24 protein-coding genes and 1 pseudogene are annotated in these 23,988 nt (G+C 70.2%); 17 read left to right on the forward strand and 8 right to left on the reverse strand.

What is annotated here, in order from left to right:
* Nucleotides 1-86 precede the first annotated feature (86 nt).
* Nucleotides 87-614, forward strand: a complete 528-nt coding sequence (locus ACIBI4_RS05150; protein WP_399202222.1) for a GNAT family N-acetyltransferase — start codon at nucleotides 87-89, stop codon at nucleotides 612-614.
* A gap of 46 nt (nucleotides 615-660) precedes the next feature.
* Nucleotides 661-813, forward strand: a pseudogene (locus ACIBI4_RS05155) (endonuclease); the annotation flags it as partial.
* A gap of 8 nt (nucleotides 814-821) precedes the next feature.
* On the opposite strand, the gene ACIBI4_RS05160 reads toward ACIBI4_RS05155, so the two are convergent.
* Nucleotides 822-1,775: a hypothetical protein gene (locus ACIBI4_RS05160; protein ID WP_399202223.1), complete on the reverse strand. Its 954-nt coding sequence runs from the start codon at nucleotides 1,773-1,775 to the stop codon at nucleotides 822-824.
* Between the two features lie 301 nt (nucleotides 1,776-2,076).
* Between ACIBI4_RS05160 and ACIBI4_RS05165 the strand changes: the two genes are divergently transcribed.
* The 6 genes from ACIBI4_RS05165 to ACIBI4_RS05190 all read left to right on the forward strand — a co-directional run bounded on the left by ACIBI4_RS05165 (nucleotide 2,077) and on the right by ACIBI4_RS05190 (nucleotide 7,193).
* On the forward strand, nucleotides 2,077-2,850 hold the full coding sequence (locus ACIBI4_RS05165; protein ID WP_399202224.1) for a hypothetical protein: 774 nt from the start codon (nucleotides 2,077-2,079) through the stop codon (nucleotides 2,848-2,850).
* Nucleotides 2,851-2,925: 75 nt separating this feature from the next.
* Nucleotides 2,926-3,705, forward strand: a complete 780-nt coding sequence (locus ACIBI4_RS05170) for a hypothetical protein (RefSeq protein ID WP_399202225.1) — start codon at nucleotides 2,926-2,928, stop codon at nucleotides 3,703-3,705.
* A 64-nt stretch (nucleotides 3,706-3,769) separates the two neighbouring features.
* Entirely contained in the window at nucleotides 3,770-4,321 is a 552-nt protein-coding gene (locus ACIBI4_RS05175; protein WP_399202226.1) for a SigE family RNA polymerase sigma factor, read from the forward strand.
* Nucleotides 4,318-5,697, forward strand: a complete 1,380-nt coding sequence (locus ACIBI4_RS05180; protein ID WP_399202227.1) for a PQQ-binding-like beta-propeller repeat protein — start codon at nucleotides 4,318-4,320, stop codon at nucleotides 5,695-5,697. Before ACIBI4_RS05175 ends, ACIBI4_RS05180 begins: the two co-directional genes overlap by 4 nt.
* A 255-nt stretch (nucleotides 5,698-5,952) precedes the next feature.
* Nucleotides 5,953-6,399, forward strand: a complete 447-nt coding sequence (locus tag ACIBI4_RS05185; protein ID WP_399202228.1) for a hypothetical protein — start codon at nucleotides 5,953-5,955, stop codon at nucleotides 6,397-6,399.
* A gap of 95 nt (nucleotides 6,400-6,494) precedes the next feature.
* Nucleotides 6,495-7,193, forward strand: coding sequence for a class F sortase (locus ACIBI4_RS05190; protein ID WP_399202229.1), 699 nt, complete (start codon nucleotides 6,495-6,497; stop codon nucleotides 7,191-7,193).
* Here ACIBI4_RS05190 and ACIBI4_RS05195 read toward each other — a convergent pair.
* Nucleotides 7,181-7,669: a GNAT family N-acetyltransferase gene (locus tag ACIBI4_RS05195; RefSeq protein WP_399202230.1), complete on the reverse strand. Its 489-nt coding sequence runs from the start codon at nucleotides 7,667-7,669 to the stop codon at nucleotides 7,181-7,183. The two genes, ACIBI4_RS05190 and ACIBI4_RS05195, sit on opposite strands and share 13 nt — an antisense overlap.
* A 66-nt stretch (nucleotides 7,670-7,735) precedes the next feature.
* Nucleotides 7,736-8,770, reverse strand: a complete 1,035-nt coding sequence (locus ACIBI4_RS05200) for an Lrp/AsnC family transcriptional regulator (RefSeq protein ID WP_399202231.1) — start codon at nucleotides 8,768-8,770, stop codon at nucleotides 7,736-7,738.
* Between the two features lie 158 nt (nucleotides 8,771-8,928).
* Here ACIBI4_RS05200 and ACIBI4_RS05205 point away from each other — a divergent pair, with 158 nt between their 5' ends.
* From ACIBI4_RS05205 to ACIBI4_RS05215, 3 genes are read left to right on the forward strand one after another with little or no spacing between them, the layout of a single operon-like run.
* Nucleotides 8,929-10,170 (forward strand): M20 family metallopeptidase, encoded by a 1,242-nt coding sequence (locus tag ACIBI4_RS05205; protein ID WP_399202232.1) that lies wholly within the window; start codon nucleotides 8,929-8,931, stop codon nucleotides 10,168-10,170.
* Complete coding sequence (locus ACIBI4_RS05210; RefSeq protein ID WP_399202233.1) at nucleotides 10,171-11,586, forward strand: MFS transporter; 1,416 nt, start codon at nucleotides 10,171-10,173, stop codon at nucleotides 11,584-11,586. It abuts the gene before it with no gap.
* Nucleotides 11,587-11,630: 44 nt separating this feature from the next.
* Complete coding sequence (locus tag ACIBI4_RS05215) at nucleotides 11,631-13,331, forward strand: DUF885 domain-containing protein (RefSeq protein WP_399202234.1); 1,701 nt, start codon at nucleotides 11,631-11,633, stop codon at nucleotides 13,329-13,331.
* A 20-nt stretch (nucleotides 13,332-13,351) separates the two neighbouring features.
* Here the strand turns inward: ACIBI4_RS05215 and ACIBI4_RS05220 are convergent, their stop codons facing one another.
* Nucleotides 13,352-14,386, reverse strand: coding sequence for a LacI family DNA-binding transcriptional regulator (locus tag ACIBI4_RS05220; RefSeq protein WP_399202235.1), 1,035 nt, complete (start codon nucleotides 14,384-14,386; stop codon nucleotides 13,352-13,354).
* A 288-nt stretch (nucleotides 14,387-14,674) separates the two neighbouring features.
* On the opposite strand from ACIBI4_RS05220, the gene ACIBI4_RS05225 reads away from it, so the two are divergent.
* Genes ACIBI4_RS05225 through ACIBI4_RS05245 form a run of 5 tightly spaced genes read left to right on the forward strand, consistent with a single transcriptional unit; the run spans nucleotide 14,675 to nucleotide 21,457 of the window.
* Entirely contained in the window at nucleotides 14,675-16,093 is a 1,419-nt protein-coding gene (locus tag ACIBI4_RS05225) for an L-fucose/L-arabinose isomerase family protein (protein ID WP_399202236.1), read from the forward strand.
* A 32-nt stretch (nucleotides 16,094-16,125) separates the two neighbouring features.
* Nucleotides 16,126-17,751 (forward strand): sugar ABC transporter ATP-binding protein, encoded by a 1,626-nt coding sequence (locus ACIBI4_RS05230; protein WP_399202237.1) that lies wholly within the window; start codon nucleotides 16,126-16,128, stop codon nucleotides 17,749-17,751.
* Nucleotides 17,752-17,763: 12 nt separating this feature from the next.
* Nucleotides 17,764-18,915, forward strand: a complete 1,152-nt coding sequence (locus tag ACIBI4_RS05235; RefSeq protein ID WP_399202238.1) for an ABC transporter permease — start codon at nucleotides 17,764-17,766, stop codon at nucleotides 18,913-18,915.
* Nucleotides 18,912-19,943, forward strand: a complete 1,032-nt coding sequence (locus ACIBI4_RS05240) for a substrate-binding domain-containing protein (RefSeq protein ID WP_399202239.1) — start codon at nucleotides 18,912-18,914, stop codon at nucleotides 19,941-19,943. The genes ACIBI4_RS05235 and ACIBI4_RS05240 overlap by 4 nt, the downstream gene beginning before the upstream one ends.
* Nucleotides 19,944-19,966: 23 nt before the next feature.
* Nucleotides 19,967-21,457, forward strand: coding sequence for an FGGY-family carbohydrate kinase (locus ACIBI4_RS05245; protein ID WP_399202240.1), 1,491 nt, complete (start codon nucleotides 19,967-19,969; stop codon nucleotides 21,455-21,457).
* Nucleotides 21,458-21,536: 79 nt separating this feature from the next.
* Here the strand turns inward: ACIBI4_RS05245 and ACIBI4_RS05250 are convergent, their stop codons facing one another.
* Together ACIBI4_RS05250 and ACIBI4_RS05255 are read right to left on the reverse strand one after the other, a co-directional pair.
* A complete protein-coding gene (locus tag ACIBI4_RS05250; protein WP_399202648.1) occupies nucleotides 21,537-22,133 on the reverse strand; it encodes a dihydrofolate reductase family protein in 597 nt (198 codons plus the stop codon).
* Between the two features lie 68 nt (nucleotides 22,134-22,201).
* Nucleotides 22,202-22,324 (reverse strand): hypothetical protein, encoded by a 123-nt coding sequence (locus ACIBI4_RS05255; protein WP_399202241.1) that lies wholly within the window; start codon nucleotides 22,322-22,324, stop codon nucleotides 22,202-22,204.
* Between the two features lie 112 nt (nucleotides 22,325-22,436).
* Between ACIBI4_RS05255 and ACIBI4_RS05260 the strand changes: the two genes are divergently transcribed.
* Complete coding sequence (locus tag ACIBI4_RS05260; RefSeq protein ID WP_399202242.1) at nucleotides 22,437-23,015, forward strand: TetR/AcrR family transcriptional regulator; 579 nt, start codon at nucleotides 22,437-22,439, stop codon at nucleotides 23,013-23,015.
* Nucleotides 23,016-23,098: 83 nt separating this feature from the next.
* Here the strand turns inward: ACIBI4_RS05260 and ACIBI4_RS05265 are convergent, their stop codons facing one another.
* Both ACIBI4_RS05265 and ACIBI4_RS05270 read right to left on the reverse strand, forming a co-directional pair.
* Nucleotides 23,099-23,473: a hypothetical protein gene (locus tag ACIBI4_RS05265; RefSeq protein WP_399202243.1), complete on the reverse strand. Its 375-nt coding sequence runs from the start codon at nucleotides 23,471-23,473 to the stop codon at nucleotides 23,099-23,101.
* Nucleotides 23,474-23,520: 47 nt separating this feature from the next.
* Nucleotides 23,521-23,919 (reverse strand): roadblock/LC7 domain-containing protein, encoded by a 399-nt coding sequence (locus ACIBI4_RS05270; protein ID WP_399202244.1) that lies wholly within the window; start codon nucleotides 23,917-23,919, stop codon nucleotides 23,521-23,523.
* Between the last annotated feature and the right edge of the window lie 69 nt (nucleotides 23,920-23,988).

Genomic DNA, 23,988 nt, shown 5'->3' on the forward strand with positions numbered 1-23,988 from the left:
GGGGCGCGCCTAGGCTGCTGCCCCGCCCCCGAGTCCCCAGGCTTGACCGCTCCCATCCGAACGACGCGCCCGACGAGGATCACTTCATGACACACAGCACGACGATCCGTCTCATCGAGCCCACCGATGCCGCTCCGATCGCCGTGCACCGGGCTCGGGACATCGAGGCGTTCCGGCGGTGGGAACCGGCGCAGCCCGCCGACTACTTCACTCCGGAAGGGCAGGCCGAGCGGATCGACGCACTCCTGGCCGGTCACAAGGCCGGTTCGGTCTGGCCGGGCGTCATCATCGCCGACGGCGAGGTGATCGGACAGATCACCATCGGCGGCATCCTGCCGCAGCCCCATCTGCGGCGCGGTTCCGTCGGCTACTGGATCGCCAGCACCGCGCAGAACCAAGGACACGCCGGACGGGCCGTCGAACTGGCGCTCCGGGTGATGACGGACGACCTCGCCCTGCACCGCGCGGAGGCATCCACCAACCTCGAGAACCTGCCGTCACAACGCGTACTGCGCCGCAACGGCTTCACTCCGTACGGCGTCGCCCACGCCTCGACGTTCCTCGACGGGGCGTGGCGTGACGGGCTGTTGTGGGAGCGGATCCTCGGGGACTGAGCGCATGCAGTGGCTCGCGTCCCGTCTCGACCTGCACTTCACGTAACAACAGGTCGCGGCGCTCGCCGAGTTCGTCGCGGCGTACCGGGGCGGCACAGGCTTCCCTCCCGTCGTCACCGGCGATTTCAATGCGGTGCCGGACTCCGACGAGGTGCGGCTCTTCGGCGGCTGCAAGACGACGCCTGTGGTCCCCGGCCGCCCGGGTGATCATGCGTCGATCCGCAGCCACGCGTTGCCGGCGCGCAGCCACAGCGAGCCTTCACGGCCCTGACCGCAGTGCAGGACAACGCGGCCGGGCAGGCGCAGTCGGTGGTGGCTGCTCGCCGTCCACGTCGTGCCGTCGAGTTCGGCGCGTGTGAGCGTGACGGAGCGCCGGTTGTGGTCGCGGCGGGTGAAAACGGCCCGGTGCCCGTGGACCGCGAAGCCGTCCGGCCTTGGCAAGGGGCTGCGGTAGTGGGTGACGTCGCCGGTGGAGGGAGTGATGCGCGTCAGATACGTGCCTGCCTTGGTGCCGCCGGAGTACCAGACGAGCCACACTCGGTCACCCTCCGTCGCGGCGGTGCAGCCTTGCAGGGGGTGGTCGGGAGGCGAGCCCGGGGGCACCCACGCGCTGCGGCCTTGAGCGTCCCAGCCCGCCAGGCCTTCACCCGACTCGGGATGGCCGCTGTAGATGCCCTCGTCGCCGTATGCCGTCCAGATTCCTCCGTGCGCGTCGGTGACCACGGCGGCGATGTCGTCACCGACGCAGAATTCGGCCTCGGGTGTTCCGGTGGGAGAGAACACGACCGCGTTGGCCGCCCAGGGTCCGTCGGGCTCCTTGCGGCGGGTGCGTCCGTTCACCAGCAGGAAGCGGGAGTCCGGGAGCAAGGCCAGGTGGCTGGGCCGTATCCGGATGTCCTTCACCAGAACGCGGTGCTCCAGCTGTCCCGTGACGATGACCAACTCGCCCGTGAACGGGGGTTCCGGGCTCCACCCGACCCACCCCTTCACGTAACGGCTGCGCCGGAGGAACCGCCGCTGGACCAGCAGCACCGCAAGCTCTCCGCCGGGCCCGACGCTCCACCAGAGGGCGCGGTGGCCCCGCAGCGCATCGGCAGTGGGAAGCCGCCACGCGGTGCGCGGCGCAGGGTTGGATCCAGGGGTCAGGGGACGGAGGTTCATCGGCGTTCACCTTGAGGACTCCGGTACCCGGTGGCCCGAAGAGCGTCACCTTACCGGCCCGCATCAACCCGCACTCCCCCGGGACGCCCCCGTCCGGCCAGGACAGCTTCGGCCATTGGTGTGGCCAACGGTGGCCATACCGGTGGTGGGTGTCGTCGTGTCGTGGTGGTGCGCGTGCCGTGTGCGGGGTGGGTGGTGAAGATGCGTCTCGATCTGTTCGAATTCCAGGACCGGTTGGCGCAGGGTGCCGGAACCTGGTGACATCCGTGAGGTCAGGCACATGGGTATGGACTTCGGGCGCGTGGGTCGCCTGCTGGCGTGTGGTCTGCTGTCGTGGGCGGCCGTCGGGGCGGTGACCGTGCCGGCCTTCGCGACCGGTTCCGATCATGAGCACGACGAGCCCGTGGGGGATCCGCACGCCCAGCACGGGAACGGCCCCACGGTGAAGGTGCGCCCGCACGGCAAGGCCGGCGAGGACGTCTTCTCCGTGAAGGTACGGGCGGTCGCCGCCGAGAAGGTGGCGCGGTCCGCGGGCCCCGGTGAGCGGGTCACGTACGAAGTCGTCGTCCGCAACCGCACCGCGCAGGACTTCCCCGAGACCGAGATCGTGCAGATGCTGCCGGGCGGGGCGAAAGTCGAGTCGTCCGCGCCCCAGGGATTCGTCGACCAGGAGTGGCTGGTCTGGCAGTTGGGCGTCGACGCGAAGGAGAGCAGGACGCTGCACTCGACGGTCGTCGTGCCGCAGTCCGACGACGCCGACGCACCGCGTTCGCGCAGCGCCGTGTGCGTGCGGGTGGAGACGGCGGCCGGGTTCAGCGGCTGCGGTGCGGATGCCCGCCCGGCGAAGAAGCACTCGGCTGCCGCGCACGGGGCAGCCGGGGCACCGGCGGACGGCAGCGGTACGGACGGCGACAGCAAGCCCGGCACGGTCGAGGCTGCACCCCGAGCCGCGGCAGAGCCCGAGGAATCCTTCGCGTACAGCGGCCTGTTGGTCGGTGCCGGGCTGGTGGCGGCCGCGGGGCTGCTTGCGGTCCGGATCGTCCGTGGGCGTCGCGGGCGGGCCACCCACGGATGACCTGAGCCGGCGGCAGTGGCACTTCGCCGGAGGCGAGAGGGTTGAGACGGCCCAGGGCTGAACATCCTGCTCCGTATGGCCGATTCTCTGTACCCCTTGGCCCCCGACGAAGAACTCCCCACGTTGGAAAGCCACAACGCCCTCGGCACGATGCTGCTGCACAACTCCCGTGCCGATGAGAGCGGGGCGTTCTTCGCCACCTGCTGGTTCATGGTGATCCTGCCGGTCTTCCCGCTCGGCCGGTACTACGTGCGGCGGACCGGATACCGCGACGAGAGCGGGTTGTTCTCGGTCAGGACGACCACCGGCTACGAGATCGTCGGCAGGTCCCGGATCCGCGGGATCGAGGTCGTCCGGACCTATCTGCTGTGGTGGCTCCTCCTGCCCGCCGCCATCGCCGGGCCCAACATCGCCGCCGCGGTGGCCTGGGAGGGCGAGAACGCCGGGCTGCACGGCATGCTGCTCTCCGTCGGTCTCCTCGTCGTGCTGCTGATCCTGTGGTTCCTCTACGGGATGTACTGGAGACCTGTCCGCCAAGTCCGGTGGGCGGAAGAGGCGACGGGCGGCGGATCCCACGGCCGGAACTGGCAGGGCTTCGCCACGTCGTTGCAGCTCGCTGTCCTCTTCGGCCTGCTGGGCTTCTTCCTCGGGGTCGCCATCTTCTTCACGGCCATGGCCATGGGCGAGCTCCCGACCGACCTCGATCCCCGGCCGAACCCGTTCGTCGATTCGCTGCTCCACCCTGTCGCGCTGCTCGCCGGAATACCCGTGCTGACGTGCGTGGTGTCCCTGGTCCTCCTGGAGCGCTTCCGGCGGCGTCGAGGCGACGGAGAAGATTCCCCGACGCACGCATAGATCCGGTGGGTCCATCACGTCGTTGAGGGAGCCGGCGACAGAACCGGGGCAAGGGGGAGGGGCCATGGCGGTCTCCGAAGAGGACGAGTTCGGTGAGTTCGTGGCGATGCGCTCCACGGCGCTGCTGCGCCTCGCCGTGCTGCTGACCGGCGGGGACCGCCATGCCGCGGAGGATCTGCTGCAGATCGCGCTGATGAAGGCGTACGGACGGTGGGGGCGGATCGAGCAGCCCGAGGCGTATATCCGTCAGGTCATGTACCGCCAGCAGGTCAACCGGTGGCGGCTGCGCCGGCACCGGGCCGAGACCAGTGTGTCCGTACTGCCCGACGCTCCGCAGACCGCCGATGCCGCGGAGGGCTCGGAACTGCGGATCGCGTTGTGGGCGGCACTGGGGCGGCTCACCCAGCGGCAGCGGACGGTGCTCGTGCTGCGCTACTTCGAGGATCTGTCGGAGTCCGAGGTGGCGGCCCTGCTGGGGTGTGCGGTCGGCACCGTGCGCAGTACGGCGCACCGGTCGCTGGCGAAGTTGCGGACGATGGTCCCGGAGCTCGGGCCCGAAGAGTCCTTGGGGCAGGCGCAGTTGCTCGGCTACGCGCCGAAGGGGGTGCGGGGATGACCACGGAACTGGTGGAGGAGAAGGTCCGCGAGACGCTGCACGCGGTCGTCCTGGATGGGGTGCGGGCGCCCGACGACCTGGCCGCGCGGGTGCTGCGGCGGCGTGCCAGGCGCCGCGTACGGCAGATGGCCCTGGCGGCCGCGGCGGTGGCGGTCGTCATCCTCGCCTCGCTGTCCGGCCTCGGTACCTACCGGGACGGCGGACAGGAGCGGACGGACCGTCCGGCGACCGTGCCCGACGGCTGGCACCCCTGGAGCATCGACAGTGACAGGACGGCCGGGAACGGGTGTGTGCTGAACGGCGATGACCTGTACTGCAAGGGGTACCGGTACGACGCGGTGAAGTTCGACGCCCGTACCGGCGAACAGCAGTGGACCCTCAAGGTCCACGGCGAAGGCGGCGCCCAGATCGGCCGGCCCCTCGCCGTACGCGACGGGGTGCTGTTCATCTACCGCAACCACACCGCCGAGAAGGGACCGGACGGCGGTTACCGGCCGGGCACCGACCTGGTGGGCGTCGACACCGGGACCGGCCGGGTTCTGTGGTCGTTCGAGATGTACGACGACAACCGCAGCGACGAGCGCGCCATGCTCATCGACGGCGCCGTCCTGGTGAACACGCCCGGCCGGGTCTGGAGTGCGCTGGATCCCCGTACCGGCGAGAAGAAGTGGAGCCGCACCTGGGAGAAGGGCCTGTGGTGCCAGGGGTCCGTACTCGACGGGACGCCGTATCTGCTGTGCACGCGGGAACGCGACCGGAAGGACGACACCGACGTCTACCGCCTCGACGCCGCAACCGGCGTGGCGGAGAAGGTGGCGACCGTCCCCGGCAAGCAGCACGTCGCGGGCACCACACCGGACGCGCTCGTGCTCGCCGCCCTCGGCGCACCGCCCGAACCCGGCAGCGACGCACCGTGGGACACGACCTACACCACCGTCGACGCCGCCGGGAAGCAGACCGGCCACAAAGTGCGGATGCCAGGTCCGATGCACGGCATCGGCGTGATCGGCGACGATCTGGTCACGCTGTCCGAAAAGGGCGTCGCCTCCGCCGTCTCACTGACCACCGGCGAAACGCGATGGAGCGTCCCCACCGGCATCAAGCTGCCGGAGTCCGGCTTCGCATACGCGCCGGCCATCGGCTACCGCCTCATCGCCGCGCACGACGACGTCGTGTACTTCTTCAGTGCGACGGGGGACCTCGCCGGACACGATGCCCGCACCGGCGAGCAGCTCTGGCGCCACCACGTCGACACCAAGTGGCCGAGTGACGGTGTACGGGACCTGTCGATGCCGCAGCTGCTGACGTACGGGGATGTCCTGATCGCCAGGGAGGGGGCCATGGTCCACTCGCTGCTGCCCGACCTCGGCAAGTAGATCCCCATCCGCTCGCCCGCCCACGTCCGCTCGCCCGCCCACGTTCGGTGGAACGCCGCGGCGAATCGCCCAGTTGGCGGGCAGCGGACTCCGTGACCAGGACTGCTCCCCCACCCGGCAGGCCCCCGACGGCGCCTCACCCGGCCGCCTCACATGCGCCCCGCCCAGGACGCGGGTGTCCTCGAAGGGACGGCAGCGGCAAACGCCGTAGCGGCACACGGGGTGCCGCGGCCGCCGCCGACGGAGGGAATCCTGATGCGTTCGCTGAAGATAGCCACCGGTACCGTGCTCGCCTCTGCCGCCCTGCTGCTGAGCGCGCCGATGGCCTCGGCCGCCGACACCCGGTGCGACCCCGCCACCGCCGCGGCGCTGGAAGCGGAGTCCGCCTACAAGTCCGCGCAGGCCGACTACCAGAAGACCGTCGACGGCGGCGGCCACCCCGGACAGGCCGAGCAGGACAACGTCGCCGACCTCAAGCAGAAGGCCGACGCCGCGGCCTCCGAGGCGCAGCGGATCTGCGGTGACACGACGGTCAAGCCCGGCGACAAGAAGCCCAGCGGGGCCATGCACACCGGGTCCGGTTCCACCAGCGAGGCCTCCACCCAAGACCTCACCGGATACACGGCGGCAGCGGCGGCCATCGCCGTGGCAGCGGCAGCCGGTTACGCCGCACGACGTCGCACCGCACGCTCCGGCCGCTGACGGCACCCTGGCCGGTGCGCCCTCCGTGTGCGTGCGCGTACCGGCCCGGCCGTCCCGCTCCGGTACAAGGACCCGCTCCGGTACTAGGACCCGCCATGACCACGGCCCACCAACTCCCGGACCGTCCGCGACGAACACGGACACGGCGCCTGGCCCGCGGCTTCAACTCCCTGCTCCTGAGCTGCACCGCCGTGGCCCTCTTCTCTCACGCCATCACCGAGCAAGGCGCGGCCACGCCGCCCCCGCAGCCCGGCCAGGAGCAGGCCTACAGCCCGGACGAAGACACCGACCGCCCGGCGTACGTACCGGGGCTACCGCCCGCGGCGCCGCAGCGGATCCGCATCGCGGCCATCGGCGTCGACGCGCCCCTCACCGGCCTCGACCTGGAGAAGGACGGCCGCCTCGCGTCCCCCACCGACCGCGACGCCAACCTCGCGGGCTGGTACCGCGGCGGCCCCACCCCCGGAGCGACCGGCACCGCCGTCATCGCGGGCCACGTCGACATCCCCACCGGACCCGCCGTCTTCTACGGCCTCGGCGCCCTCAAGAAGGGCATGCACATCGAGATCCCCCGCGCCGACGGCCGCACGGCGCACTTCACGATCGACGCGATCGAGGTCTACGACGCCGCGGCCTTCCCCGACAACAAGGTCTACGCCGACCGCGACCGGCCCGAACTCCGGGTCATCACTTGTGGGGGCGGGTATGACGCGCGGCGCGGGCGGTACCGGGGCAATGTGGTGGTGTTCGCGCATCTGACGGCGCCGCCCGGAGCATCAACTCACGGTCGTTGACCGACCACTGCCCACGCCTCCCTTGTCAGCCGGTACTGCCGGAAGGACGCACCCCCATACGTCACCTCGCCGTCCGGGACGAAGCCCAGGCGTGCGACAGCGCGCGTCGGGCTTCGGGTGAACGGCAGGGCGATGATCACGGTGTCGAGGGCGAGTTCGTCGAATCCCCGGTGCAGTGCCGCCCTGGCGATGTCCCCTCCGTGACCCCAGTGACCCGGCAGCAGGACGAGTGCGAAGTCGGCGCCGCCCTCCTCGGCCTGGAAACCGCCCCAGCCGGCGAACTCGCCGTCGATGAGGACCGCCCATGGGCCGTAGCCGTTCGTGTCCCATTGGGCGTCCTTGGAACGGATCCAGTCGAGGGTCGCCTGCTCGTCGAACTCGCCCGCCAAGGGCATGTGTCGAGCGTTGCGGGGCTCGTTCAGGAGGTCCATGACCGCGCGTGGTGGCACGTCTGTCAGGCGGATGAACTCGATCATGGCGCAACTCCCCCTGCTCCCTGGCCAGTCGGTTGCTCCCTGCGGAGTATGGCCGGGATCCTGCTGTCAGGAAGGCTTACCGGACGGAGCCGGCTCGCTCCATCCGTCGATGGGGACGGTCTCGGTGCGGTACCCGCTCTCGTCGAGCAGGTGGCCGCTGAGTTTCGCGGTCCGCAGGGCGATCGCGCGGTCCGCGATGACGATGCCGGGGGCGTGGCCGGACAGCCGGGTTTCCAGTTTCTGCAGGTCGTTGACCGAACGCACCCATGCGATGACCAGAAGGTTGTGCCGACCCGTGATGCCGGCGCACAGGCGCACATCCGGCATTCCCGCGATACGGCGGGCTACGCCCTCCACCTCGCCCGAGGGAATCTGCGCCCACACCACGGCGGCCACGGGTCGCTCCGACAGCGGGCGGGCGATTTCGCAGCGCAGATGTACGGCTCTCGAGGCGAGGAGCCCGTTGACGCGCCGGCGCACCGTGTCGGGGCTCGCGCCGCACTCCGGTGCCAGGGCCGTGAAGGAGGCTCTGACGTCGGCCGACAGCGCCACCATCAGGCGGCGGTCCAGCTCCGACAGCACCAGATCTCCCGGGGGTTCGGGCGCCGGCAGGTCCTGGGTGAGCGCCGTGGTCTGGGCGGCGGTGAGCGAACGCAGCCGCCAGCGGCTGCCTTCGGTGTAGATGGAGCCGGCGACCTGGGCGCGGACCGCGACGACGGCGGGCAGTTCGGCCGGTGTCCGGGTCATCCAGCGGGAGAGCGTGGCGAGGTCCGGTGCCATCACGGTCAGCAGCAGATCGCGGTCGCCCGTGACGTGCTCGACGGTGATCACCATGGGCAGACGGGCCAGTTGCTCCGCGGCCTGAGCGATCCGCCCGCCCGCGCAGTCGACCTCGACGAACGCCAGGCAGCCGTGACCGGCCAGCGCCATGGCGGGGCCGGGGTAGCAGCTGGTCCAGGCGGCGCCGTCGTCCGTCAGCCGCTTCCAGTGCCGCGCCAGCGTCACCGCGTCGAGGCCGAGGACCTTCGCCAGCCGGGACCAGCCCACCCTCGGATTGATCTGCAGCGCGTGGACAAGCAAGGCGTCCACACCATCCAGCATCGCGCGATCCTTCATCTCATCGACCCCTGTTGCGCTTATCCATCACTTTCTGGCCAGGCCTGACGCCACGACTTCAGCATAGGCGCGATCGAGTGCAGTGCAGGCGGGGCGGGATGCGTGCAGGGCACGGGGTGTTCGAGCAGAGAGGCAGGGCGAACGTGTCCGTACTTGAGGACGCCGAGAACATGCGCGACGAGATGGCGCAGCTGCGGCGCGCACTGCACCGCGAGCCGGAACTGGGGCTGCAGCTGCCTCGTACGCAGGAGAAGGTCCTGGCCGCGCTGGCCGGGCTGCCGCTGGAGATCGAGCCGGGCAAGAACCTCAGCTCCGTCACGGCAGTGCTGCGGGGAGGCCGCCCGGGCGGCGCGGTGCTGCTGCGGGCCGACATGGACGCACTGCCGGTGCAGGAGGACTCCGGTGTCTCCTACGCCTCCCGGATTCCGGGCCGGATGCACGCCTGTGGCCACGATCTGCACACCGCCGCCCTGGTCGGCGCCGCCAAGCTCCTTGCCCGGCGCCGCGAATCCCTGCAGGGCGACGTGGTGTTCATGTTCCAGCCCGGTGAGGAGGGGCACGACGGAGCGGGCGCGATGATCGACGAAGGCGTGCTCGAAGCGGCCGGCCGTCCGCTCGACGCGGCCTACGCCATCCACGTCGCCGCCAACCGGATCCCACAAGGTCTCGTGGTGAGCCGGCCGGGCACCGTCATGACCGCCTCGGACATCCTCCGGGTCACGGTGCGCGGCCGGGGCGGCCACGGATCCGCGCCGCACGCGGCACTCGACCCGATTCCCGCGGCCTGCGAGATGGTGACCGCCATCCACAACTGGACCACCCGTACCTTCGACATCTTCGATCCCGTCGTGGTCTCGGTCGGCAGCTTCCACTCCGGCACCCAGCACAACGTCATCCCGGAGACGGCCGTCTTCGAGGCCACCGTGCGCAGCTATTCCGCCGAGAACCACGAGCGGCTCACCGAGGGGCTGCCCCGCCTCGTGCGCTCGATCGCGGCCGCCCACGCGCTGACGGCCGAGGTCGACTACGAGGTGCTCTATCCGGTCACGGTCAACGATCCGCAGGAGACCGGCTTCGCCCTGGAGACCGCACGGCAGCTCGTCGGTGACGACCAGGTGTGGGTCTCCCCGCAACCGGCCAGCGGCTCGGAGGACTTCTCCCGCGTGCTCCAGCACGTACCGGGCGCGATGCTGCTGCTCGGGGCGGCACCGCAGGGATGCGACCCGGCGACCGCGCCGATGAACCACGCGCCGCAGGCCGTCTTCGACGACGTCGTACTCCCCCGCCAGGCAGCGCTCCTGAGCGAACTTGCCCTCGCCCGTCTCGCGCGTACCCAGCCGCCCGCGGTCCCCGTCGTCGCGTCGACGTCCGAAGGGGGCAAGTAGATGAGCGCCACGCCCGATGTCGATGAATCGATACCGTCGCAGAGCCGTTCGCGGGCGCGTGCCGTGGTCGGACTGCTCGTCTTCGTCGAGCTGACCAGCGGCTTCATCCAGGGCGGCACGACTCCCCTCATTCCCGCGATACGAGACGTGCTGGGGGTGAGCACCGGCGACGCCCAGTGGATCACCACGTTGCAGTTCCTCGCGGCCGCGGTGTCCGTCCCTGTCTTCGGACGGCTCGGCGACCGGTACGGGCATCGGCGCATGCTGCGCGTGGCCATGCTCAGCATCACGGCGGGCTGTGTGATCGTGGCGCTCGCGCCGAACCTCGCGCTGTTGTTGCTGGGCCGGATCCTCCTCGGACCGCTGGCCGCGCTGCTCCCGCTGGAGATCGGACTGTGCCGCGACCGGCTGAGCACGGCGGACAACCGCAAGGCCGTCGGGATGCTGGTGGCCGCGCTGGCGCTCGGTTCCATGCTCGGTTCCTTCCTCTCCGCGCCGCTCGACCACTTCCTGGGCGACATCCGCTTCACCCTGTGGGCGTTCGCCGCCTTGGCCGCGCTCTGCACCGTGATCTCCTTCGTCGGCGTACCCGAGAGCCGCGAGCGGGCGACGGGCGCCATGGACTGGCCCGGTGCGGGCCTGCTCGGCCTTTCGCTGGTGCTGCTCCTGACGGCCCTGAGCAGGGGAACCGACGAGGGCTGGCTGCGGCTGGGCACCCTCGGCACGATCCTCGCGGCCTTCGCCCTCTTCGCCGCCTGGGTGCGCTGGGAGCTGCGCCACCCGGCCCCGCTGGTCGACGTGCGTGCCGTCGCGGGACGCCGGGTCGCCCCGCATCTGCTGTCGACGTTCATGCTCGGCGTGATCATGCTCGCCGGCCCCGTCGTGTCCATTTCCTACCTGGAAGCCGCACCGGAGGAGCACGGCTACGGCTTCGGCCTCTCGCCGCTGAGCATCGGCCTGTGGGGCGGGATCCCGCATCTGCTGGCGTTCATCGCCGCGGGCCGCAGCGGCTCGCTCGCCGCGAAGATCGGCATGCACCGGCTGCTGCTGCTCGGCCTCGTCCTGCTGACCGCGGGCCACGCGGGGATCATGGCCGCCAACGGGTCCCTGTATCTGTTCGCCCTGTGCTATTCGATCGCCGGTGCCGGAATGGGTCTCGCGATCAGTGGTCTTCCCACGGTGATCGTCGAGGCGAGTCCGACGGACCGCTCGGCGAGCGCCGTGGCCGTGTACAGCAACGTCAAGGTCATCGGCGGAACGGTCGCGGGCGGACTGTTCGCCACGTTGCTCGGCACGCTGGTGACCGACGGCACGGACACCCCGACGCTGATTGCCTACCTCGCCGTGTGGGGCGTGTGCACGGTCGGCAGTGCGGCGGCTCTGGTGGTCACGTGGGTCACCCGGCCCCGCGGCTGATGCCGCGACTTGGCGAGTGCACCGTGCCTGACAAGGAAGGACCCATGGACTTGCGTCCGCAGGCCGCCCCCGCGGCGATCAGCCCCCGGGCCGTCGCCGAAGCCCACATGACCGAACTCGTCGGGCTCGACCCTCTCATCGGGAGCTACCTGGGCGAGCCGGGCTGTGCCGACCGGCTGCCCGATCTCTCGCCCGAAGGGCACGAGGACCGGGCAGCCCTCGCCCGCCGCACCCTCACGGCCCTCGGCGGCGCTCCGGCCGCGAGCGACAGCGAGCGCATCTGCGCCCGCCTGCTGCGGGAACGGCTGAGCACCGAACTCGCCCTGTACGAAGCGGGCGAGCATCTGCGCCGGGTGGCGACCCTGGGCTCGCCCCTCCACCTCATCCGCAAGGTCTTCACCCTCGCACCCACCGGCACCGACGATGACTGGCACGCTCTCGCCCGCAGAATGCGCGCGCTGCCCACGGCACTCGACGGATACCGGGCGAGCCTGGAGGCCGGACTGGACCGCCGGCTCCCCGCGGGACCCACCGCGGTCGGCGCCGTCATCGACCAGCTCGCCACCTGGACCGGACCCGGCGCCGCGCCCTTCCACACCCTCGCGGCGCAGGCACCGCAAGCCCTCCGTACGGAACTTGCGCAGGCAGCGGACCAAGCCGTCGGCGGCTACGCGGAGTTGCGGGCCTGGTTGCGGGACAGCTACGCGCCACGCGTCGCGGATGCCCCGGACCCGTTCGGGGCGGACCGGTACCGGCTCTGGTCCCGCCATCACAACGGCGCCGATCTCGACCTCGACGAGGCATACGCCTACGGCTGGTCCGAGTACCACCGTCTCCTGGACGAAATGCGTGACGCCGCGCAGCAGGTGCTGCCCAGCTGCACGGACCCCTGGAAGGCTCTGGCCCATCTGGAGGAACACGGCGAGGCGATCGAGGGAGCAGACGCCGCGCGGCTGTGGCTGCAGTCACTCACCGAGCGGACCATCGAGGCACTGGACGGCACCCATTTCACGCTCGCGGACGAGGTCGGACGCGTGGAGACCCGGCTCGCGCCCGAGGGAACCACCGCGGCCTATTACACCGGTCCCGCCCTCGACTTCAGCCGCCCGGGACGCACGTGGCTGCCGGTACTCGGCACCCGTTTCCCCCTGCACGACATGGTGACGACCTGGTACCACGAAGCGGTCCCCGGCCACCATCTGCAGGTGGCTCAGTGGACCTACGTCGGCGCGGAGCGGCTCACCCGCTTCCAGGCCTCCGTGGGTGTCGTCAACGCCAACGTCGAGGGATGGGCGCTGTACGCCGAGCGCCTGATGGACGAGCTCGGCTTCCTCACCCGCCCCGACTACCGCCTCGGCTATCTGCAGGCCCAGATGCTGCGCACCCTGCGCGTCATTGTCGACATCGGGATCCACTTGGAACTGCGCACACCCGCCGACAGTCCGTACCGCCCCGGACAGCCCTGGACCGCCGAGGCGGCGGCCGAGTTCCTGCACCGGCACAGCGCGCGCCCCGCCGCGTTCACCGACGCCGAACTGCTGCGCTACCAGAGCAACCCCGCGCAGGCCGTCGGCTACAAGCTCGGCGAACGCGCCTGGCTGAACGGCCGCGACGCAGCACGCGCACGCGGCCGGGACACGGCACTCGGCCAGGAAGCCTTCGACATCAAGGCATGGCACATGGAGGCACTGTCGCAGGGGCCGCTCGGCCTCGACGACCTCAGCCACGAACTCGCCGCGCTGTGAGGCAACTCTTCGCGGCGCCGTCAGGACGGCACGGGCTCCGCGTCCGGTCCGGCCGTCGACTCCCGCACCTGCAGCGCGGTACGCAGCACCACCGTCTGCAGCGGCTTCTCGACACCCGCGATGCGTTCCTGCAGCAGCCCGGCCGCCGTCCATCCGAGGTCGTACGCGGGCAGCTGGACCGTTGACAGCGAGGGGCGTACGAGGGAGGCCCAGGGCACGTCGCCGAAGGACAGCACGCCCACCGCCGGGGGTTCGATGCCCACCTCGCGCAGGGCCTCCAGTGCGCCGACGGTCATGAGGTTGTTCGCGACGAAGACCGCGTCAGGGCGCAACTCCCCCGGCAGGGCGAGCAGTTCGGTCATGGCTGCGCGGCCGCCCTCGACACGGAAGTCCGCGTGGCGCACCCATTCGGAAGGCAGCGGTCCGGCGCCGCTCTCGCGGAGGTGGTCGCGCATGACGGCGCGGTAGCCGGCGAGGCGTTCCTCGGAGGTGGAGGTGCCTTCGGGGCCGGCGATGCAGGCGATACGGCGGTAGCCGCTGCTCAGGAGGTGCTGGGTCGCTTCCTCGCCGCCGTGCTCGTTGTCGACCATCACCGCGTCGACCGAGGCGCCGCGCGGGCGCCGGTCCACGGCGACGACCGGCATCCGGCGCTGGGCGAGCACCGTGAGGTCCGTCCGGCTGCGGGAGGCGGCCGCGACGATGACGCCCGCCATCTGCTCCGCGGCGGCGATCTCCAGGTAGTTGCGCTCCTTGTCCACGTCCTCGTCGCTGTTGCACAGGACGACCGACAGGTTCGTCTGCTGGGCGGCGTCCTCGACGCCGCGCGCGAGGGAGGTGAAGAAGGGGTTCTCGATGTCGGGGATGATCAGACCGATCACGCTGGCCTGTTTCATGCGCAAGGAGCGGGCCACCCGGTTCGGCGCGAAGCCCAGCTCGGCGGCGGTCCGCCGGACCCGCTCCGCACGCTCCGCGGTCACCCTGCCGCCGTTGAACACACGGGAGACCGTCGCGGGTGACACCCCGGCCGCGCGCGCCACATCATTGATCGTCGTCACAGTTCAATACCCCGAACCCCTCGGCGAGAACGGAGTGCGGCACACGCTCGGAACGCGCGTCCGCGACCTCCCGGCCTCATTCTGCCCCGACCTCTTGACGTCGAGTGGCCCGAACTCTACGTTCACGTGAAATGGATTTCAAGGCAGCCCTCGCCCAGCTCACGGCGATCTCGGCTCGCCCTTGGTAACACCCTCGAGCCACTCCCCAAGCGACCCGGCATGCCTGTGTCGTACGGATGTTGAGGCAGCACGTGGAGAGAAATCGATTTCACAACGGAGGGATCATTCATGGCACGCATCGGTCTCCTGTCCATCTCCGACGGCCGGGACTACGTGCAGCGCGACGTCCGGGAGCACGTCACCCGTGCGGGGCAGGAGCTGGCCGCGATGCTGACCGGCGCCGGGCATGAGGTGGTCGTCGCTCCCGAGCACGTCGAGTCGAACGTTCTCGCCACCTCGCAGGCCCGCTTCCTCGCAGACCGGCACGTGGATCTGACGATCTTTCACCACAGCGTGTGGACGTTTCCGCACTTCACCATGCTGGCGGCCGAGTCCACCCCGGGGCCGATCCTGATGGTCGCGAACATCGATCCGCAGTTCCCGGGCATGGTGGGCATGCTCGCGGGCGGTGGCGGTCTCGATCAGATCGGGCGGGTGCACTCGCGGGCCTGGGGTGATCTCGGCGACCCGGCGACGCGGGCCCGGATCCTGTCCAACGTCCGGGCGGGCGCGGCCGTGCAGGGCCTGCGGGGGTCGACGTTCGGGCGGATCGGCGGGCGGCCGATGGGGATGTACACCGCCACGGCCAACACCGATCAGTGGATGAAGGTCTTCGGCGTGGACGTCGAGGAGATCGACCAATGGGAGATCGTCCGCCGCTCCGAGAACGCCGACGCCTCCCTGGTCAAGCAGGGGCGGCTGTGGCTGGAGAAGCACTCGGCCGGGGTGCACTACGACGGCGTCAGGCTCACGCCCGAGCTTCTGGAGCGTCAGATCCGCTCGTACTACGCGATGAAGGAGCTCATCGCCGAGTGGAACCTGGACTTCAGCGGGATCAAGGGCCAGCCGGAGCTGACGGCGCACTTCGCCACGATGGACATCGCCGAGGCCTTCCTCAACGACCCGTACGACTGGGAAGGCCCCAAGGACACCCATGTCACCTCCACCGAGGCCGACATGGACGCCGCGCTGTCCATGCAGATCCTCAAGCTCCTCAGCGGCACGCCGGTGCTGTTCGCGGACGTGCGCCACTACCACCGGGACAAGGACGTCTGGGATCTGTGCAACTCCGGGCAGCACGCCACCTGGTACGCCGCCCGCTCCGACGATCCCGTGGAGAACCTCTCCAAGGTCAACTTCTTCCCCGAGGTCTTCTACTTCCCGGCCGGCGGCGCCTCCGTCCAGCACCTGGCCGCTCCCGGTGACATGACCTTCGCCCGCCTCACCCGGCAGGACGGCGCCTACCGGATGCACGTCATGCGCGGGTCGTTCGAGCAGTACGACGCCGAGACCAACGAGCGGATGATGCGCGCCTCGACGTGGGAGTGGCCGCACGCGTTCGCCCGGCTCGACGCGTCCGCCGACGATTTCCTGACGAGGTTCGGCTCCAATCACATCCACGCCGTTCCCGGGGACTACGTGGACGATCTGCGGGCGGTCTGCGCGCAGCTCGGAATCCGGTACGACGGCTTCGGGGACGCGGCGTGACCACACCCGGCGCGCCGCCTCCGCTTCTCGCAATGCGGGGCATCGCCAAGTCCTTCCCCGGGGTCCGGGCCCTCGACGGCGTCGATCTGACCGTGCACGCCGGTGAGGTGGTGGCGCTGCTCGGCGAGAACGGGGCCGGGAAGTCGACCCTCATGAACGTCCTCGCGGGAGTGCACGCCGACTACGAAGGCATCATCGAGCGCGACGGCGAGCGGGCCGACATCCACTCCCCCAAGGCCGCACAACGGCATGGGATCGGCATGATCCACCAGGAGTTGAACCTCGTACCCGAACTGTCGGTGGCCGAGAACATCTTCCTGGGGCGCGAGCTGAAGACGCGGCGCGGCACCGTCGACCGCAAGGCCATGGACCGGCGGGCGCGCGAACTGCTCGCCGGGCTCGGGCTCGACACTCCCCCGCGCCGTCCGGTCAAGGACTGCCGGATCGCCGAGCAGCAGCTCATCGAGGTGGCCAAGGCGCTCAATCTCGACGTGAAGCTGCTGGTCATGGACGAGCCCACGTCGGCGCTCGCGGACGCCGAGGTGCACCGGCTCTTCGACGTGATCAGGGATCTGACGGCCAAGGGTGTGGGGATCGTCTACATCTCGCACCGCCTGGAGGAGCTGGAGGAGATCGCCGACACGGTGACGGTGCTGCGCGACGGTTCCTATGTCGGTACGCGGCGGATGGCCGAAACCTCGCGGTCCGAGCTGATCCAGCTGATGGTCGGCCGGCCGCTCGGGGATCTCTTCCCGCGGCGCGACGAACAGCACCACGGCGAGGACGTACGGCTGCGGGTGCGCGGCCTGAGCCGCGCCGATCCGGACGGCGGGCCGTCCCTGCGGGACATCGACCTGACCGTGCACGCCGGGGAGATCGTCGGTCTGGCGGGGCTCATGGGCGCCGGGCGCAGCGAGGTGCTGCAGGCGCTGTTCGGGGACTACGGGGCGCGGATCGGCGGCGCCTTCGAGATCGACGGCGCGGACTACCGGCCGCGCAGTCCCGGGCACGCGATCCGGCGCGGGCTCGCGCTGGTCGCGGAGGACCGCAAGGAGCAGAGCCTCGTCCTGGAGAACACCGTGCGGTTCAACGGCTCCCTGGCGGCGCTCGGCCGGTACGCGAGGCCCTGGGGCACGGTGAACCGGCGCCGCGAACGGTCCGCGGTCGGTGACCAGGTGGCGGCTCTGAAGGTGAAGACGCCGGGCCTGGAAGTGAACGTAGGCAACCTCTCGGGCGGCAACCAGCAGAAGGTCGTCCTCGCCAAGTGCCTGCTGACGCGGCCGAGCGTGCTGCTCATGGACGAGCCGACGCGCGGCATCGACGTCGGCGCGAAGTCCGAGATCCACGCGCTGATGGACCAGTTGGCACAGCAGGGCACCGCGATTCTCGCCGTCTCCTCCGAACTCCCTGAGCTGATCGGCATGTGCGACCGGATCCTCGTCCTGTGCGAGGGGCGGCTCACCGGCGAGTTCCACCGCGATCCGGCCCGCGGACCGCGCGCCGAGCAGGAGGCGATCCTCACCGCGGCGATGGCCCGTACGACCGTCACCGTCGACGATCCGGCCGCCTCCCACGACGATCCCGTGCACCAGAACCCCGGCGACAGCCTCACACCGAAGCAACCGACCGACCCCACCGACCCCACCGAAGCGAGCTGAGCGGACCGCGAGATGACACAGCCATCCGGCAGCAGCCTTGACTCACCCGACCTGTCACCCCCGGCCGACCAGCTCGACCGCGCGCCCGCGGGCCGGGTCCGGCGCTTCCTGCCCGTGCTCGGCTCGCTGCAGAGCTACATCGGGCTGATCCTGATCGTCCTGATCGGCATCATCACCAAGGGCGACACGTTCTTCAACCAGACCAACCTCACCAACGCCGTGGGCAACTTCGGCACCCGCGGCATCCTCGCCGTCGGTGTCACGCTGGTGATCCTCACGGCCGGGATCGACCTGTCGGTCGGCTCGCTGCTCGGCTTCGCGTCGATGGCCGCGGCCATCATGGTCGCCGACCACGACATGCCCGTCTGGCAGATCGTCCCGCTGTGCATGCTGATCGGCGCGTTCTTCGGCTTCGCCAACGGCGTCGGTACGACGATGCTGCGCATCCAGTCGTTCGTGATGACCCTGGCGATGCTCTCCATCGCCCGCGGCCTCGACCGCCAGATGTCCGACAACGTCTCCAAAGGCACCCAGGTCGCGGGCCCGGACGGCAAACTCACCGAGAACTCCGACGCGTTCCAGTCCCTGGGCACCCCGGGTCACAACGTCGGCGTGGGCATCCTCGGCCCGGACGGGATCTACTTCCCCGTCCTCGCGTTCGTCGTCGTCTGCATCGTCTTCCACCTGATCCTGTCCCGTACGACCTTCGGGCGGCACATCTACGCCGTCGGCGGCAACCCGACCGCTGCCCGGCTCTCCGGGATCAACACCACGCTCGTGATCATCGCGGTGTTCACGCTCTCCGGACTCCTGGCCGGACTCGCCGGACCGATCGACGCCGCCTACTCGGTGTCCGCGGATCCGCAGGCAGGCACCACGTACGAACTCGACGCCATCGCGGCGGCCGTGATCGGCGGCGCCTCGCTGGCGGGTGGCAAGGGCACCATCATCGGCACCTTCGTCGGGGCGCTGATCCTCAGCCTTCTCGACAACGTGCTCGGCCTCAACGCCGTGAGCGACAACTGGCAACTCGTCATCAAGGGCCTGATCGTCATCGTGGCGGTCGTCCTGCAGCGGCCCGATCTTCTGCGCAGCATCAGGAATCGTCTCGGCTCGCTGCGTTCCGTTCGTTCCTCGCGTCCCGTCAAGGAGATCTCGTCATGACCCTCATGTCCCGTGCGCTGCCACGTACCGTCCGCAGCGTCCTGACCACGACCGCAGCGACCGGTGCGGCACTGGTGCTCGCCGTGGGCTGCGCCTCCAAGACCGAGAGTCCGGCGGACTCCGGTGACGGCGACAAGGGCGGCGACAAGACCTTCACGATCGGCTACGCGCAGGCCAACAACGCCGAGCCCTACCGCGCCCAGCTCAACAAGCAGCTGGAGTACTTCGTCAAGCAGCACAAGAACCTGAAGCTGCTGCCGATCGCGGACGCCAAGCAGGACAACGCCCGTCAGGTGAGCCAGATCCAGCAGTTCATCCAGCAGAAGGTGGACCTGCTGATCGTCTCGCCGAACGAGCCGGCGCCCGTGACGCCGGCGGTCGAGCAGGCCTGCCAGGCGAAGATCCCGGTGATCGTCCTCGACCGCACGGTCAACACCGACTGCTACACGACCTTCATCGGCGGCGACAACTACGAGATCGGCAAGAAGGCCGGTGAGGCCGCCGTGAAGGAACTGCCCGACGGCGGCAACGTCGCCGAGCTGCGCGGGCTGCTCTCCACCGAACCGCAGAAGCAGCGCCACCAGGGCTTCATGGACGCCATCGAGGCGAACAAGGACATCAAGGTGGTCGAGGAGCGCGAGGGCAAGTGGGTGCAGCCCGAGGCCACGAAGATCATGCAGCAGTGGCTCTCGCGCGGCACGAAGATCGACCTGGTGTACGCGCACAACGACCCGATGGCGATCGGCGCGCAGTCCGCGGCGGCCGGTGCGGGCAAGGCCGAGGACATCAAGTTCATCGGCATCGACGGTCTCGCGATCCCCGACGGCGGCATCCGCGCCGTGCAGCAGGACAAGCTCGCGTACACGTACCTGTATCCGACGGGCGCCGAGGAGGCGGCGAAGGCCGCTGCCGCACTGGCGGCCGGCGAGAAGGTCGAGAAGAAGCAGACGCTCGGCACGGTCGAGATCACCAAGGCGAACGCCGAGGAGATGTACGGGAAGTACGACATGAGTGGCAAGGTCGGCTGAAGCACGGACCTAAGGAGTCAGGGATGACACTCCTCCTCGGCGTGGACATCGGTACGGCCTCGTCCAAGGGCTCGCTCGTACGCCCCGACGGCACGCTCGTCGCACAGTCCGCCCGCGACCACCGCACGAGCAGCCCCCGGCCGGGCTGGTTCGAGCACGATGCCGTCGACGTGTGGTGGGCCGATTTCACCTCACTCGCACAGGAGTTGACGGCGCGGGCGGCCGGGCTCGGCGAGCCCGTGGCCGCCGTCGGCGTCAGCGGCATCGGGCCGTGCCTGCTTCCCGTGGACGAGGAAACCCGTCCGTTGCGGCCCGCGATGCTGTACGGGGTCGACACGCGGGCCGGACGGCAGATCGAGGACCAGCGCCGCCGCTACCCCGACGTGATCGAACGCTGCGGTTCCCCGCTGACCAGCCAGGCGATCGGGCCCAAATTGCAGTGGCTGCGCGAGGAGGAGCCCGAGGTCTACGCCCGTACGCGCCGCTGGTTCATGGCCAGTTCCTACCTTGCGTACCGCCTGACCGGTGCCTACGTACTCGACCATCACTCGGCCTCCCAGTGCACTCCCCTGTACGACCTGCGGGCGCATACGTGGGCCGAGGACCGGCGCGAGGAGATCGCCCCGGGCATCGAGTGGCCCGCCCTCGTCTGGCCTTCCGAGGTGGTGGGCACCGTCACGACAGCGGCGGCCGACGCGACAGGTCTGCCCGCGGGGGTGCCGGTGGTGGCCGGAACGGTGGACGCGTGGGCCGAGGCGACGGCGGTCGGGGCGAAGGACCCCGGGGACCTGATGCTCATGTACGGCACGACGATGTTCCTGGTGAACTTCACCGACCGGCCCGTCTCCAGCCCTCGACTCTGGGGAACGGTGGGCGCGTTCGAGGACACGTACTGCCTGGCCGGTGGCATGGCCACCTCGGGTGCGGTCACCGCGTGGCTGCGTGATCTGACGGGTGCGGACTACGCGACGCTCGTGGCGGAGGCCGCCCGGGTTCCCGCGGGGGCGGAAGGGCTGCTGATGCTGCCGTACTTCGCGGGCGAGCGCACTCCGCTGTTCGACCCGGACGCGCGGGGCGTGCTGCACGGGCTGACGCTGCGGCACGGGCGCGGTCATCTGTACCGGGCGGCCCTGGAGGCGACGGCCTTCGGCGTCCGGCACAATCTGGCCGCGATGGCCGAGGCGGGCGGCGATCCGCGGCGGGTCGTCGCGGTCGGGGGCGGCGCCCGCGAGCTGTGGACCCGGATCGTCTCCGATGTCACCGGGCAGACGCAGCAGCTGCCCCGGCACACGATCGGGGCGGCGTACGGGGATGCGTTCCTCGCGGCCGTCGGGGCGGGGCTCGCGGCGCCCGATGACATCGCCGAGTGGAATCCACCGGAGACCGTCGTGGAACCCGATCCCTCGCGGGGCAAGGTGTACGAGGAGTTGTACGGCCTGTACCTGCGCCTCTACACGGAGACGCGGGATACCGCGCACGCGCTCGCGGCGCGCCAGCACGCCGACGCCGGATAGGGGCGCGCGGCCGCCCGGGCGCAGGCGGCCGCGAATCCGGCGTGCGGGTGGGAACACGGCCGCGAGGGCCGCGGTGCCGTCATGACTTCTTGCTGTACGTGAGGAACGCGGTGCCGCTCGGCAGGATCGTACTGTCGGTCAGCGTGAAGTACGTCGGCGCGAAGGGCGTCTTGGTACCGAAGAGCGGGATGCCCGAGCCGACGGTGAGGGGCGCCAGCTTGATGATCAGCTGGTCGATCTCCTCGTGCAGAGCGCCGGCGAGTTCACCGCCGCCGAGCAGCCAGATGTCCTTGCCCGGCTGCTGCTTCAGCTCCCGCACCTTTTCGACCGGGTCGGTGGCGACGAGCTCGACACCGGGGTCGAGGCTCTCCGTCATGGTGCGGCTGAAGACCAGGTGGCGCAGATGGGGATAGGCGTTGGTGAGGCCGGCGTCCACGCCGTTCTGATAGGTGCGGCGGCCCTCGATCGCCGTGTCGAAGTGGGTGCCCTCCGCGGTGATGCCGAAGGCTTCCCGGGCCGGACCCGGCAGGGTCTCGGGGAACTCCTCGACCAGGTGCTGCAGATAGTCCTCGCCCACCGGCCAGAACGCGTCGGGTCCGCTGGTGGGGTCCGAGCCGTCGGGGCCTGCGATCTGGCCGTCGAGGGTCGCGGCGATGAAGTAGGTGAGCTTTCGCATGGTGTGCTCCTTGGTCCCGGGGCGGTCGGTGGCGGTGGCGTACGCGTCAGTGTGGGTCATGGGCCCTTTCAGCGGCGGGTGCCCGGCTTGGGCAGCGGGCGGGGGCGCGGGATCGAGCGGGGCTTGGCGGGCTGGGGGAAGTGCGCGCCCTGCTGGGCGGTGTTCTTCGGGGAAGTGCGGTGGTTTCGCATCCGGCTCCTAGGGAGGTCGTCTGCCACAGCATCTAAGGTACTCTGTGTGCAGTGGTTAGAACGTAGTACTGCACCTGCAGTGGTGTCAACGGTCTTTCGGAAGGAACAACCGATGCGTCAGAACGCGGCACGCCGCACCGCCCTCCTCGACGGCGCCATCGAGGTCCTGGCCCGGGAGGGATCACGCGGCCTCACGCTGCGCGCGGTCGACACCGAGGCCGAGGTGCCGAAGGGCACGACCACCAACTACTTCGCCAACCGCGCCGAGTTGCTCGCCCAGGTCATGACCCGTATCCAGCAGCGGCTGACCCCGGACGCGACCCAACTGGCCGACACCATGAGCGAGAAGCCGTCCGCCGAGCTGGTCGCCACGCTCCTCAAGCAGCTCCATGCGCGGATGCGTGCCGACCGCAGCAGTTGGCTGGCCCTGATGGAGCTGCGCCTCGAAGCAACCCGCCGCCCCGAACTGCACACCGAACTGACCCGGTTCTTCGCCGCGCAGCTCGACGGGAACATCGCCTTCCACCTGGACGCGGGGCTTCCCGGCGACCGGATCACGGTGGTGCTGCTCTACCTCGCCATGCTCGGCCTCATCGTGGACGACCTGACCGTCCCGGAACTGCTGGCGTCCTTCCCGGTCGACGACTTGATCGACGCGATGGCGCAGCGGATGCTGCCGGCGCAGGGCTGACCGGGTCCGCCCGCAAAAGGGCGGGGGCGGTGCCGCGTGTGCGGCACCGCCCCGTGGACGTCATCCGTCGCGTTCCTCCCAGGTCATACGTCGAGTTCCGACTCGATGCGCTTGAGCTGGTGGCGGGCCATCGCGAGGTTGGCCCGGTCCTTGTCGACGGCCAGATAGAGGAAGAGGCCGCTGCTGTTGCGGGACTTGAGCAGCCGGATCAGGTGGTACTGGTTGCCGAGCGTGATGAGGATGTCCTCGATCTCGTCCTTGAGGCCGAGCATCTCCATCGTGCGGACCTTGGCCCGGACCACATCGGTGTTCCCTGCGGCGGCAACGGACAGGTCGAGTTCCTTGTTGCCGCCGAGCGTCCCCAGCGCCATGCCACTGCTGTAGTCGACCAGGGCGACGCCCAGCGCGCCTTCGATCCCGGTCATGGCTTCTTTCAGGGCCGTCTCGGTGTTGATCATCGGGGTTGCACTTCCCTTTCGTCGGTTCGAACTGCGGGGGGTCGGATTCATGGGTTGGTCTTCTCCAGTCGTTCGGGCGCGCCGTCGAGGAGTTCACCGATGCGGGCGCCCGACCAGTCGGCCTCCAGGCGGAGGCGGCCGATGTTCGCGCCGGGTTGTGTCACGAGCATCAGGGCGGCCTTCTCGCCCGCGGTGTGGGCAGCCAGCCAGCCTCGTTCGCCGCGGATGAGCAGCTCGTGTGCGCCGCCGAGGGCGGCGGCTTCGGCGAGGCGGTAGACCGCGGCGAGGCTGTCGGCGGTGCGCGCCCCCAGCTGGGGTGCGGCCTGGCCGTCGAAGTCCTCGGCCAGGACCTTTCCGTCGGGGCCGACGACGAGGGAACCGGTGAGCTGCGGCACGGCGGCGCGCAGCCGGGCCAGTTCGCCGCTCAACTCGGCCTGTGCCGCCATGGCGTGGGTCCTCTCGGCTCGGCGTCGCAAGATGCGTCTCATGGGGGTGCCCCGGACACTGCGGGAAGG

This window comes from Streptomyces sp. NPDC050418 (assembly GCF_044458745.1).
Lineage (GTDB): Bacteria > Actinomycetota > Actinomycetes > Streptomycetales > Streptomycetaceae > Streptomyces.

Excerpts from the sequence above, each read along its gene's own strand:
- ACIBI4_RS05150 (WP_399202222.1), top strand. The coding sequence starts at position 87 with ATGACACACAGCACGACGATCCGTCTCATCGAGCCCACCGATGCCGCT.
- ACIBI4_RS05160 (WP_399202223.1), bottom strand. The coding sequence starts at position 1,775 with ATGAACCTCCGTCCCCTGACCCCTGGATCCAACCCTGCGCCGCGCACC.
- ACIBI4_RS05170 (WP_399202225.1), top strand. The coding sequence starts at position 2,926 with ATGGCCGATTCTCTGTACCCCTTGGCCCCCGACGAAGAACTCCCCACG.
- ACIBI4_RS05175 (WP_399202226.1), top strand. The coding sequence starts at position 3,770 with ATGGCGGTCTCCGAAGAGGACGAGTTCGGTGAGTTCGTGGCGATGCGC.
- ACIBI4_RS05180 (WP_399202227.1), top strand. The coding sequence starts at position 4,318 with ATGACCACGGAACTGGTGGAGGAGAAGGTCCGCGAGACGCTGCACGCG.
- ACIBI4_RS05185 (WP_399202228.1), top strand. The coding sequence starts at position 5,953 with ATGCGTTCGCTGAAGATAGCCACCGGTACCGTGCTCGCCTCTGCCGCC.
- ACIBI4_RS05190 (WP_399202229.1), top strand. The coding sequence starts at position 6,495 with ATGACCACGGCCCACCAACTCCCGGACCGTCCGCGACGAACACGGACA.
- ACIBI4_RS05195 (WP_399202230.1), bottom strand. The coding sequence starts at position 7,669 with ATGATCGAGTTCATCCGCCTGACAGACGTGCCACCACGCGCGGTCATG.
- ACIBI4_RS05200 (WP_399202231.1), bottom strand. The coding sequence starts at position 8,770 with ATGCTGGATGGTGTGGACGCCTTGCTTGTCCACGCGCTGCAGATCAAT.
- ACIBI4_RS05210 (WP_399202233.1), top strand. The coding sequence starts at position 10,171 with ATGAGCGCCACGCCCGATGTCGATGAATCGATACCGTCGCAGAGCCGT.
- ACIBI4_RS05215 (WP_399202234.1), top strand. The coding sequence starts at position 11,631 with ATGGACTTGCGTCCGCAGGCCGCCCCCGCGGCGATCAGCCCCCGGGCC.
- ACIBI4_RS05225 (WP_399202236.1), top strand. The coding sequence starts at position 14,675 with ATGGCACGCATCGGTCTCCTGTCCATCTCCGACGGCCGGGACTACGTG.
- ACIBI4_RS05230 (WP_399202237.1), top strand. The coding sequence starts at position 16,126 with ATGCGGGGCATCGCCAAGTCCTTCCCCGGGGTCCGGGCCCTCGACGGC.
- ACIBI4_RS05235 (WP_399202238.1), top strand. The coding sequence starts at position 17,764 with ATGACACAGCCATCCGGCAGCAGCCTTGACTCACCCGACCTGTCACCC.
- ACIBI4_RS05240 (WP_399202239.1), top strand. The coding sequence starts at position 18,912 with ATGACCCTCATGTCCCGTGCGCTGCCACGTACCGTCCGCAGCGTCCTG.
- ACIBI4_RS05245 (WP_399202240.1), top strand. The coding sequence starts at position 19,967 with ATGACACTCCTCCTCGGCGTGGACATCGGTACGGCCTCGTCCAAGGGC.
- ACIBI4_RS05250 (WP_399202648.1), bottom strand. The coding sequence starts at position 22,133 with ATGCGAAAGCTCACCTACTTCATCGCCGCGACCCTCGACGGCCAGATC.
- ACIBI4_RS05255 (WP_399202241.1), bottom strand. The coding sequence starts at position 22,324 with ATGCGAAACCACCGCACTTCCCCGAAGAACACCGCCCAGCAGGGCGCG.
- ACIBI4_RS05260 (WP_399202242.1), top strand. The coding sequence starts at position 22,437 with ATGCGTCAGAACGCGGCACGCCGCACCGCCCTCCTCGACGGCGCCATC.
- ACIBI4_RS05265 (WP_399202243.1), bottom strand. The coding sequence starts at position 23,473 with ATGATCAACACCGAGACGGCCCTGAAAGAAGCCATGACCGGGATCGAA.
- ACIBI4_RS05270 (WP_399202244.1), bottom strand. The coding sequence starts at position 23,919 with ATGGCGGCACAGGCCGAGTTGAGCGGCGAACTGGCCCGGCTGCGCGCC.